Below are 11,304 nucleotides of genomic sequence, written 5' to 3' on the forward strand. Positions count from 1 at the left end.
CTATTTAGTCTTACGACTAAAATTCACTTTATTTACTAAAGTAATTAACTGGTTTAGCAAAATATTATTTTGCTATCTTTACCTATTTCTCTGTTTAATTTTCAAAGACCAATTTGTTTCGTATATCCGTCAATTACTGACGACTTCTACTACTTTACTAGATGTTCATCGTTTTGTCAACAAGTTTCTAAAATTAATTTTCATTTAAAACCTAATTGAACAATAATCAACATTTAACTTACTTCGCCACTGCTTTGCGACGACAAAGAGTATTCTATCATATACCCATATAATACATTCATACAAACTATTCAAAATCAACAATTATATGCAACCTTCTCTAAAATGCTAGTGATTATTAAGTTTCTTTCACCTTGATACACTCGGACTCGTATACCCCAGTTTCATTAAAATTATACTAAAATTCCGTTATATTTTATTTGCTTCCTTTAAAAACACTTCAACCATATTCTTTTCACATTCAAAACCTTGTGCCTTTAATGAATTTTGTAATGCTAATAGAGTATATGTCATTTTATCCTTCCGAGCATTCTCTCCCATATGTCCTATTCTTATTACTTTTCCTTGCAGATATCCAAATGAACCAGATATAAATACATTAAACTCGTCAATCATATGTTTTAACAGTTCCTTATCATTAATACCTTTAGGAATTTCTATAACGGTTACAGTATTGGAATACCCCTTATCAATGTGTAAATTAAGCCCTGCTTCCGTTACTGCTTTTCTTGTAGCTTTACCAATAAGCTCATGCCTTTGGATCATCCTTTTATCTTCCAATATATTATCAATAGCCTGCCTAAGACCAACAATATCACTTATTGGTGGTGTATAAGGGAACCATTTATTCTCATAGTAATCTTTCCATATAAGTAAATTGCAATAATATGATGCAATCGGGGTTGTTCTCTGATCCATTAATTTAAATGCATCTTCACTTATACTTATTAAAGTGAGCCCTGCTGGAGCCGAAACGCATTTCTGTGAAGCGCCGAGTGCTATATCTATTTTCCATTCATCTACTCTTATATCTTCTCCACCCATACCCGCTACACTATCTACTACAGTTAATATACCCTTATTCTTTAGTAAATGGCATATTTTGTTTATATCGTTTAGAACTCCTGAAGGAGTGTCACAATGCACTACAGTAGCGTATTTAAAATCATGGTCTTTTTCTAAGAATTTTTCTAGTTCCACTGTATCGATAGCACATTTTCTATTACCTTTAAAAAACGCTACTTCCCCACCGTACATCTTAACAAAATCTGCAAAACCTTCTCCAAATATCCCATTATCAATTACTAATACCCTATCATGAGTTTCAGTTAGGGATGCACATGCAGCTTCAAGGCCTAAAATTCCTTCACCACTTAATATTATAACTTGGTTACTAGTTTTTAAGAACATACTTATTTTTTTACAAGTTTCTTTGTAAAACTCATAAAACTGTAAATCTATATCTGGATTAGTAGTAGCTAAAGACCTAGCAATTCTAACATTTTCTCTTACCTGCGTTGGTCCTGGAGTCATTATCTGAGACACTTTCATATTTCCCACTCCCTTTAAATGTAGTTAGTTTTTCTTATTATTAAATTATATCACTGTTAGTAGATATTAAATAATGTATGCATACAATAATTCACAATGAATATTATTTTTATTAGTTGTCAATATTTGTAATACAGCATTGCTATTGCTTTTACATAAAGATTAAAAAAATTATAGGTAGGTGTAAGCAAATGAATATTAAAAACGCTTTTATTAATTGTAAATCTCAAATATTTATAATTGTTTGTATTTTGATTATCATAATATGTATTAGACAATTAAGTTCTTTAAATTCTGTACCTTACAACGAATCAAAAAAAATAGCTTTAACTGAACATAAATCTATAATATCACTTTCGAATAAGTCATCTCCTTCTACGCGCTTTAAAGAAGATGCTAGTCAAGAAATCCCTGTAAGTCGTGGACAAGTAGAAGAAATCAAAAAAAATAGGTCAACGTCTGATGTACCTAGTGAAATTCCTGTTATTAATGCTCATCTATCAGATTATTTAATGTACAAAGATGTTAATACAACAAATTTGAAAGATTTTTTAAAAACAAAGAATTCTCTTTTAGCTGAAGAACCTTATTTCTCAACAATATTATCTGTTAGCAAAGATTTTAATCTGAATCCCCTTGTTATGTTTGCTATTACAGGGCAAGAGCAATCTTTTGTTCCCAAAAATAATGATAATGCTTATAAAATTGCCAATAACCCTTTTAATGTGTTTAATAGTTGGAAAAAATATAATACTAATATTGAAGATACTACTACCATTGCCGCAAGAACTTTAGTCAATTTAAGCAAAAATAAGCCTGATAATATAGATGGCATTACTTGGATTAACAGAAAATACTCTCAAGATAAAAACTGGTCAAAAGCGGTCCGATCTATATTTAAACAAATTGAGGACAATGTTTCTTATCTGAAATAAATAAAACCTAATCTGCTCTAATTAATGCTAGCAGTAAACTTATAATGTAAGTTATACCTGAAAAAATCAATGATACTATTAGAGACCCTATAATTACAATATTATATTTTAATATAACCTCAGCCATAACAAACCTTGAAAGCCCAAGGACGTTTATAACTACCACTGCTATAAATATTATAAGTAACCCCTTACCCGCACCTTTAATATCTGAAGAGCTTAAGGATATATGGGATGAAATACATATTGCCAGAATCAAAAACACTATAAAGTATGGACTCTCAAAGTTATTAATGGAGAAAATCGTTGTTATTAACTTAATATAAGAATTGAAAATTCCATTTATAGACGCGCCATCTAATTTACTTATGTCTAAGTTATTCATAGATATAGTTATGAATTCATTATATGCCCTTGGAATTATAATACGCATTAGTGCAATTATAGATGCAATCCCTCCCAAAATAGGGGCAATACCGATGAAAAAATTACCTATTTGCTGATATATACTGTTTGGATTATAAGAATGATTCACATACCCAAGCACTCCATTTTCATCTCTCTTTTGTATCAGAACAACTTTTATAATTTTGTGACCAAACATGAAACAAAAGAGAGCATGAGAAATTTCGTGAATAGGCACCCCTATAATAGCGGTTATAGCAACTGCTTTCCACCCAAAACTTTTTTGGAAGTTTGCTATTGAACGGTCCCTTAAGAATCCAAGAATATATCCAACGAGAATTATCATACCAGTCATATATAGCGTATCTGCCATTGACTTTATTAATAAATGTGCCAAGTAATCCATTAAATCACCCTTTGAGCTTTCATTAAAAATAAGCATATTCAGAAGCTTATTTTAATTTAAATGGGATACATCAGCCTCTAATATAATTTCAATTTTTGTGCCCTCTACTTCTAGGATAGTTAAACATGTATCATACATAAATGGAGGTTTCCAAAAATCCTCCAGCGAACGATTTTTTATTATTAAATAAAGAGCCTTAATAACAAGTGTATGCGTCACTATTAAGATGTTTTCACCCGTTACGTTATTTATAATGTGCTTTAATACCTTATTTACTCTATCAATCAAATCTTCAAATCTTTCCCCATCTGTATTTTTATATAAATGTGGTTTATTCCAAAAATTGTACTGCTGCTGCGTATACAGCTCCTTTACTTTTTCATTTTCCATACCTTCATATGCTCCGAATCCCATTTCCTTCAGAGATTCGATAATAATAATTTCTGTATTCTTATCTCCTCTAATGTATTTCGCCGTATCAGTTGCTCTTCCTAACGGACTACAGTAAATACAATCAAAGTCTATATGTTTTAGGCTTTTACCAAGCTTAATAGCATTATCTACACCTTTTTTCGTTAAATCAGAGTTTTTCCATCCCTGCATTCTACCTTCTTTGTTCCACTGAGTTTCTCCATGCCTTGTTATATATATTTTCAAACTTTAAACCACCTTTTGTATTCAATTCGTCTTTATATCTTATTTTCTTTCTATCTTTGGCTCACGCCTTTACGTCTAAACTTTCAGTATTTCATAGCTTTCTTCTCTTGGTACATACGTTTGTCTGCCATAATGAATAAGCGATTCATATTATTAAAGGAATTCTGAGATACTGAGAACCCAATAGACATATTAATTTTTATTTTTTCACTAATTTCATTAAACTTAATAATATTTTCATTTATGCTTCTAATTATATTAAAATTGATATGTCTAAATCTTACAACCTGTTTATTACTATAGTCGAATTGACCTGTTGTTTTTTATAGTATTCTTCAAAATTTTATGAATGAACAAGTTTCTATTTTAGGATCATGCCTCTGCAATTAAACTTCTGTAAGTATTGATTTATATTACTTTAAACCACGTTTTAAATCTATCCTAATTCTTTCGCTATGTTTTTTAGGGTTTTTTATTCTGGGGTGAATGAAGGTTTAAAATCTGAAAAAGCTAATCAAGAGCTAATCCGATTAGCTTTTGGAGCGAAATTTTATTTTAATTTAGTCAGGTCTTTATTAGGTGGAGCAGGTCTTTTTTTTAATGTAATATTAATTGTTAGATTCTAATTAAGATCTGACTCCACCCAACCACACCGCCTCATTCACAACCACTTAAATTTAATAAAGTTCTGCTTCCAAACCCTCTTTTTCTCTCTCCACAACCCAAATTCAAAATCAAATCTATATTTAAATTCTAATAAAGTCTTGCTTTTTTCGCCCTTCAAATCCACCTTAACCCTTGCAAACCCTCACTTCATCTTCATCTTTTCCTCAAAATCCTTTTCACGCTCTTTTTTCACTCTTTTTTCCACCATTATTTCACCCAAAACTCTCCACTGGATGTATCTTTCCGTCCGTCTTTATATCATATTTTCTTTCTATTTTAGGCTCACGCCTTTGCGTTTAAACTTCTGTAACCATTGATTTATCTTACTTTACATCATACCTTAAATCACGTTTTAAATCTATCTTTATTCTTTCGGGATGTTTTTTCGGGGTTTTTATGCTGGAGAAATGAAGGGGGTGAAAGCGGAAAAAGCTAATCGAGTGTGGAGCCGATTAGCTTTTGGAGCAGAACTTTATTTTAATTTAGTCAGGTCTTTATTTAGTGGAGCAGGTTTCTTTTTTAATGTGACATTAATATACATAATTAGAAAAGCAATAAGTCCCCCAGAGGTATCCACTAATACATCTCTAAATGCAGGTCCTCTCCCTGGAACAAACGCTTGATGAAATTCATCGGAACATGCATACAAAAACACGATTAATATAGGCAAAATAAAACCCTTAATATCTTTATTATCCTTTATATTCATAGCTCTATATACTAGAACATACAAAATTAAATATATAATAAAATGTGCTGCTTTCCTAATTATAAAATCACTAAGAGACCCAAGCATACTATTTAGATCTAATCCAAGTAAGTTAAATAAATATATAACAAATTTATTATTTTCATTAGATACTTCTGCAGGTTGGCTAGAAAATATAAATATTAAAACCATCCATCCTATAACTAAAATCCAATTTATATATTTTTTATTCATATTTATACCCCTCTAGCGTTCAGCTTTTTTGTTAACACTATGATTATGATTCACTTAAATATACTTGTCAATATTATATATTTAGTTATTTGTTACAATTTATATAAGCTACTAGTATTTAATCATAATGTATTTAAAATCTTAATTTTGCATGTTGACAAAATATAACTTGCAAGTTATACTTATTACAAGTTATTTTTATAAAGACTGTGACGAGAAGAGTATATATAGGAAGTAGTCAAAGCGAGTGGATTATAGTGTAAGTTCCATACGACGCCTATGTTGAAAAACATCTCTGAGTCTCCAGCTGAAATCATTGTGAAATTAGGTATGGACGGAGCCTAACCGTTATATATAGGGCAGTATCGAAGTATTATTTCCGTACTGATTATGAGTGAGCTTTTTATAGCTAATTTAGGTGGTACCACGGAAGTTCAACCTTTCGTCCTATAACAAGGATGAAAGGTTTTTTGTTTTTTGTTTTAATATTAGAAATATATATCATATCCATGCTAGTAATTCCATAAAAATTTTTAGGAGGTATTATTAATGATAACTTATAAAAAACAACTTGCAATTCCAGATAAATATCAACCACTACTCGGATTAAAACATACAGAAATCGCTATTAAACAGGTAAAGGACTATTTTGAAAATAGAATAGCAGGCGAGTTAAACCTAACGAGAGTATCTGCTCCTCTTTTCGTCAAATCTGATACCGGACTCAATGATAACCTAAACGGTATTGAACGCCCTGTTTCTTTTGATATGAAAGCTATAGCTGATACAAATATTGAAATCGTACATTCACTTGCTAAGTGGAAGCGTATGGCTTTATATAGATATGGATTTGGTCCAGGTGAAGGTCTATATACTGATATGAATGCTATAAGGCGAGATGAAGATTTAGATAACCTTCACTCTATATATGTAGACCAATGGGACTGGGAAAAGGTTATACTTAAAGAAGATAGAACTTTAGATAAATTAAAAGAAATTGTAACTAAACTGTATAACGTTTTTAAAGGCACTGAAGAGCATGTTCACAAATTATATCCTAGAATTGGAAAATTTCTACCTAATGAAATTTTCTTTATAACTACGCAGGAACTTGAGGATATGTACCCTTCTCTTACTCCAAAAGAAAGGGAAGATGCTATATGCAAAGAAAAAATCGCAGTATTTATCATGCAAATTGGTGGTGCACTAAAATCCGGACGTAAACATGATGGCAGAGCTCCTGACTATGATGATTGGTCACTCAATGGGGATATTGTATTCTGGTATCCATTACTAGAAAAATCCTTTGAATTATCCTCTATGGGGATAAGAGTTGATGAAATAGCGTTAAAAGAGCAACTTAAAATAGCTGGTTGTGAGCAAAGAATCTCCTTTGAATTCCATAAGCTTTTAATGGAAGGTAAACTCCCATATACTATAGGTGGTGGAATAGGTCAATCTAGAATATGTATGTATTTCCTAAATAAAGCTCATATTGGTGAAGTTCAGTCTTCGATATGGAACGATGAAATGATAGATGACTGCAGGGATGCGAATATAATTTTACTTTAACCACATTTAAAAACACCGTAAATAACTGATTATTTACGGTGTTTTTATAATATTTATACCTTATTATCACTTAAATTTTACTGCAGTTCCATAAGCTATAACTTCTGCAGCACCCTGCATTATAGCACTAGTTGCATACCTTATGTTAACAATACCATCGGCACCCATACCTTCTGCTTCTTCTACCATACGTTTTGTTCCCATAGCTCTAGCCTCATTCATCATTTCTGTGTAACTTTTAACTTCTCCACCAACTAAAGTTTTAAAACTACTTAAAATGTCTTTACCAATGTTTTTTGACCATACTACTGAACCCTTGCAAATAGAAAGAGTCTCTATCTCTTTACCACTAATATAATTAGTATTTACTAATATCATTTTCATTACCCCCTCTTATTTCCTTTATTCTATCATACATGGTGTAAATTAATATTCCTATAATTGATATAAAAACAATTGCTAAAATACCTACTCCCAGTGGTATTAGAAAACCTGGTGCTCCCTCTTCTACCATGGAATAAAGTATTCCCACCGCATATAATCCAGCTATTATGATAAAAATTAGTGTTATAAATATAGTTATAATGACTTTCTTCATTTTAACCCCCACATATGAAAATATTTATTATACACATAATACCATGATTTTTAGACTATTGAAGTTGTTTTTATAATTTAAGCTCAAATATTTCAGGCCACATTTTGCCTGTTATAAATATGTGATTATTTTGTTTGTTATAAGCTATTCCATTAAGCATACCTATTTTTTTATACTTTTTACGAGTTAAAAGTCCATTAAGTTCTAACCATCCAGTTACTCGACCACTATGAGGACAAATTCTAGCAATTTTATTAATTCTCCATATATTGGCATAAATTTCACCTTGAATAAACTCCAATTCACTTAGTTTTGTAACAGGTCTAAATTCATCATGAACTTTAATATTGTATACCTTTTTAAAGTTCTTAGGATTTAAAAAATATATGTTATCTGTACCATCACTCATAATTAAATGCTCATCATTGTGAGTAATTCCCCAACCTTCAGTGTTATAGTAAAACTTATTAATTAATCTAAACTCATCTTTGTCATAAACAAAACCCACCTTAGATTTCAATGTTAATTGTAATATTTTATTTTGGTAAAGTGTAATTCCACCTGAAAAATAGTTTTCGTCTAATTTACGTAATTTAACAATCTCTCCTGTTTGTAAATCTATTTTACGTGAATCTGACTCACTTACTATTCCGCTACTCTCATAAAGAAAGCCGTCTTTATATACTAACCCTTCAGTGAAGGCATTTTCGTCATGTGGGTAAGTATTTATAATTTCATATGGATATACATGAATATTATTTAAAAACCCCCTCTCCTCACCTCACCTAAATTATTTATGGTTTGTAATTATTATATGTTTATTTGAATAATTATGTTATTAATATAGAGTTTTTTTGCCTTAAACTCTTTCTATCCAAGGACCTCAGGCTTATCTACATGGTCTGCTCTTATTGCTTTTTTCATTATAGTAAGATCTATAGTTTGACTATCTTTATGGAAAGAGCAAGGGTATCTATTGCCACAGTTGTGGCATTCTATATATTCTTTAAAAGAAGTCTGCTCTCTATTCTCAAATAAAAACGGTAGAATTTCAGATTCATCATCATTATTATTACTATTTGCTGTGTCCATTTTGTATGTATAGAGATAAGTAGCCTCATGCTTCATTTCGAAATTTTCACTATCACATCTTGGGCATTTTAGAGATTCACTAATTTTCAATTCATGACTTCCTTTCTGTTTTTATTATTAGCTTATTTCACTTTAAAATTATCCTTATTAATTATACTTAGAGTTTTATAGTGTTTTTATACATTAAATGATAAAATATGTATTATCTATATAAAAATATTTTATTAACTAATAGTAAAATTAATGTTAAACTAGTTATAATCAATGTACATAGTTTTAATGTACATTATCGGATTTTATAAGATTGGAGGTTAAGCTTTGATTAATTCTAGAAAACAAATAAGTACTTCTATTTTACAATCAAAAGATCTATTTCAAGATGTTTTTATTCCCACAAATAGACGACCTGGTTTTATCAGATCTAAATCACCAAATATACCAATTTATTTTTATAGATATATTGGTTGTTTGGAGAACAAGGAAGTCTATTATGATAATTTATATAAACTAAACAATGAACTAACTAAGCTAAAAGATTCATATTTAAGCTTCACCTCTGGAATACCTGTGAGGATTTTATCTAAACCCATAGCGCAAATTTCCTGGAATGGACTTCTTACTTCTAATTCAAGTAAAAGAAATGATTTAATTAGCATTCTTAAAACTAAAGGGTTATTCCCAAATTTTAAGAATAGTTTTTTTAATGATTATATACAGAATAGTTTTGACGAAACCACTGCTATTTATTTAGAAAGTGAACCTAATATCTCAGAAACTATAATAAAGAATTTTTCCATTAAATTTTTAGGATGGATTTGTGATTTCACCCCAAAATTATTAAATAATTGTAACTATAACCCAATTCATGAAGAAGATATAATTAATCCTAAGGTGGTCTTTTTTGGCGAAATAAAAAAACACGAACTTTATTTCTTAATATTCTTATCTAAACTAGGCTGTGATGTTATTTATGTAAATTCAATGTCAGATATTATTCCGCCAAAAGCCTATAAAGAAAATATATTTTCAAAATTAATAAAATTACCTAAAACAGACACCTTAATGGCTTTAAATTTCAAATTAAAACCTGTTAAAGAAGTTAAGAGTTCGCCCATGAAAATTAGTCATAAAAACAATCAACCTTCTCCCGTTATAGAAAAAAAGATTACAACTTCAAATATAGTTTTTAAAGATTCTATAAATATTACGCTTAAAAGCAGTATGAATATATTTGAGGATTTTGTATTGCCTGTAAGTAAGAGAATTGGATTTTTAAGCGGACCTTCGCCATTTATCCCAGTGTATTTTTATAGATATATAGGAATAAAACAAAATGAGGATGATTATTATAATGACCTATTTATATTAGACAAAACCCTTAGTAACTTCGGAGAATTATATTTAAAATTCACAGAAGGAGTACCTATAAGCACGAGCACTAAATTAATTTCAAGCACACTAAATATATGGCAATATGTAGATCCCTTTGACGCATCACTCACAAGTAAACTTGCTACATTATTTATGGAACACAAAGTTTTTCCAACGAATAACCCAACTTTAAATTGTTCTATGGCAAACAGTTTTAGCTATGTACTCGATTTATACTGCAATGGAAACAAAACTTTAAACTTATCTAAAGTTAAAAATTTTTGTTTGAAATTACTTTCTTGGATTCATGATTTTGTTCCAACCCTCTTGAAAAATTTTGACTTCCAAAACGCTTCAACAAATGATATTTTCAGCCCTAAAATCATGTATTATGGTGATATTAAAAGACATGAGCTTTTATTTTTAGTTTTCCTATCTAGAATAGGCTGCGATGTTATATATATAAATTCTTTCTGTGATAAAATTTTACAAATTGCAGAGAATAGTGATATATTTTCCATGATTGTTGAGCTACCATACAAAGGAGATTTAAAAAAATTTCCAAAAGAAGAGCTCCTAGTAAGACAAGAAACTATTGCTTTAAAAGCCTCAAGGGAACTTTCGAATACACTTTATACAGACGATGATGGTTTTTATAAACCTTGGCAATTCGAGGAGTATAAAACTCATCCCAGTACACTTAAAACTACCTTTTATGAGTTGAAAATTTTATGGAATGAAGATTCTTCATTGCGTACGGGGTTCAAAATAGAGAATAGCACTGTATATATTCCAAATTTATTCGCAAAAATTAGCGGTGTACACAGTGATTTGAATTTATACTGGAAGGATTTTTTCGGGCTAAAATCATCAGAAAATACATTGTTTATACCTAATATCCCTTTTACTAATGTGACTTACTCTAAAACGGATTTATACTCCTTAGCATTTGTACTTGATAGTGGCGGTTTTGTTGATAAGCAAAAACTACTAGCTCATAGCTGTTATAGTTTTTCTTATTTAAAAACTTCTCTACAAAATATTATTTTAGAAAAAATTAATTATTTGATAAAAACAGATATGCTAA

General features: G+C 30.0%; 11 protein-coding genes and 1 other annotated feature. Of the genes, 3 read left to right on the forward strand and 8 right to left on the reverse strand.

Features of this window, described 5'->3' with window-relative positions; genetic code table 11:
• Positions 1-429: 429 nt before the first annotated feature.
• Positions 430-1,572 carry a pyridoxal-phosphate-dependent aminotransferase family protein gene (locus tag ACJAX4_RS17860; RefSeq protein WP_435790803.1) on the reverse strand — a complete coding sequence of 381 codons (1,143 nt, stop codon included), beginning with the start codon at positions 1,570-1,572 and terminating at the stop codon, positions 430-432.
• Positions 1,573-1,763: 191 nt separating this feature from the next.
• Here ACJAX4_RS17860 and ACJAX4_RS17865 point away from each other — a divergent pair, with 191 nt between their 5' ends.
• Positions 1,764-2,507 carry a hypothetical protein gene (locus ACJAX4_RS17865; RefSeq protein WP_435790804.1) on the forward strand — a complete coding sequence of 248 codons (744 nt, stop codon included), beginning with the start codon at positions 1,764-1,766 and terminating at the stop codon, positions 2,505-2,507.
• A 7-nt stretch (positions 2,508-2,514) separates the two neighbouring features.
• Here the strand turns inward: ACJAX4_RS17865 and ACJAX4_RS17870 are convergent, their stop codons facing one another.
• The 3 genes from ACJAX4_RS17870 to ACJAX4_RS17880 all read right to left on the reverse strand — a co-directional run bounded on the left by ACJAX4_RS17870 (position 2,515) and on the right by ACJAX4_RS17880 (position 5,584).
• Positions 2,515-3,318, reverse strand: coding sequence for a hypothetical protein (locus ACJAX4_RS17870; protein ID WP_435790805.1), 804 nt, complete (start codon positions 3,316-3,318; stop codon positions 2,515-2,517).
• A gap of 51 nt (positions 3,319-3,369) precedes the next feature.
• A complete protein-coding gene (locus ACJAX4_RS17875) occupies positions 3,370-3,975 on the reverse strand; it encodes a histidine phosphatase family protein (protein ID WP_435790806.1) in 606 nt (201 codons plus the stop codon).
• A gap of 1,138 nt (positions 3,976-5,113) precedes the next feature.
• Positions 5,114-5,584: a VanZ family protein gene (locus ACJAX4_RS17880; RefSeq protein ID WP_435790807.1), complete on the reverse strand. Its 471-nt coding sequence runs from the start codon at positions 5,582-5,584 to the stop codon at positions 5,114-5,116.
• A gap of 200 nt (positions 5,585-5,784) precedes the next feature.
• Positions 5,785-6,037, forward strand: a binding site (T-box leader).
• Between the two features lie 96 nt (positions 6,038-6,133).
• Between ACJAX4_RS17880 and asnA the strand changes: the two genes are divergently transcribed.
• Positions 6,134-7,156 carry an aspartate--ammonia ligase gene (gene asnA / locus ACJAX4_RS17885; RefSeq protein ID WP_435790808.1) on the forward strand — a complete coding sequence of 341 codons (1,023 nt, stop codon included), beginning with the start codon at positions 6,134-6,136 and terminating at the stop codon, positions 7,154-7,156.
• 66 nt (positions 7,157-7,222) lie between these two features.
• Here asnA and ACJAX4_RS17890 read toward each other — a convergent pair whose 3' ends face one another.
• The 4 genes from ACJAX4_RS17890 to ACJAX4_RS17905 all read right to left on the reverse strand — a co-directional run bounded on the left by ACJAX4_RS17890 (position 7,223) and on the right by ACJAX4_RS17905 (position 8,936).
• Positions 7,223-7,534 carry a YbjQ family protein gene (locus tag ACJAX4_RS17890; protein ID WP_435790809.1) on the reverse strand — a complete coding sequence of 104 codons (312 nt, stop codon included), beginning with the start codon at positions 7,532-7,534 and terminating at the stop codon, positions 7,223-7,225.
• Positions 7,515-7,754, reverse strand: a complete 240-nt coding sequence (locus ACJAX4_RS17895) for a hypothetical protein (protein WP_435790810.1) — start codon at positions 7,752-7,754, stop codon at positions 7,515-7,517. Before ACJAX4_RS17895 ends, ACJAX4_RS17890 begins: the two co-directional genes overlap by 20 nt.
• 70 nt (positions 7,755-7,824) lie before the next feature.
• Positions 7,825-8,508: a glutaminyl-peptide cyclotransferase gene (locus ACJAX4_RS17900; RefSeq protein WP_435790813.1), complete on the reverse strand. Its 684-nt coding sequence runs from the start codon at positions 8,506-8,508 to the stop codon at positions 7,825-7,827.
• 116 nt (positions 8,509-8,624) lie between these two features.
• On the reverse strand, positions 8,625-8,936 hold the full coding sequence (locus ACJAX4_RS17905) for a hypothetical protein (protein ID WP_435790811.1): 312 nt from the start codon (positions 8,934-8,936) through the stop codon (positions 8,625-8,627).
• Positions 8,937-9,164: 228 nt separating this feature from the next.
• Between ACJAX4_RS17905 and ACJAX4_RS17910 the strand changes: the two genes are divergently transcribed.
• On the forward strand, positions 9,165-11,304 hold a 2,140-nt coding region (locus ACJAX4_RS17910; RefSeq protein ID WP_435790812.1), incomplete at its 3' end, for a YceG family protein.

This window comes from Clostridium sp., assembly GCF_051278035.1.
In the GTDB taxonomy this organism is placed as follows: domain Bacteria; phylum Bacillota; class Clostridia; order Clostridiales; family Clostridiaceae; genus Clostridium_AD.

What these genes read in the sequence shown, in the direction of transcription:
- ACJAX4_RS17880 (WP_435790807.1), bottom strand. Translation starts at nt 5,584, where the DNA reads ATGAATAAAAAATATATAAATTGGATTTTAGTTATAGGATGGATGGTT.
- ACJAX4_RS17895 (WP_435790810.1), bottom strand. Translation starts at nt 7,754, where the DNA reads ATGAAGAAAGTCATTATAACTATATTTATAACACTAATTTTTATCATA.
- ACJAX4_RS17890 (WP_435790809.1), bottom strand. Translation starts at nt 7,534, where the DNA reads ATGATATTAGTAAATACTAATTATATTAGTGGTAAAGAGATAGAGACT.
- asnA (WP_435790808.1), top strand. Translation starts at nt 6,134, where the DNA reads ATGATAACTTATAAAAAACAACTTGCAATTCCAGATAAATATCAACCA.
- ACJAX4_RS17860 (WP_435790803.1), bottom strand. Translation starts at nt 1,572, where the DNA reads ATGAAAGTGTCTCAGATAATGACTCCAGGACCAACGCAGGTAAGAGAA.
- ACJAX4_RS17865 (WP_435790804.1), top strand. Translation starts at nt 1,764, where the DNA reads ATGAATATTAAAAACGCTTTTATTAATTGTAAATCTCAAATATTTATA.
- ACJAX4_RS17870 (WP_435790805.1), bottom strand. Translation starts at nt 3,318, where the DNA reads ATGGATTACTTGGCACATTTATTAATAAAGTCAATGGCAGATACGCTA.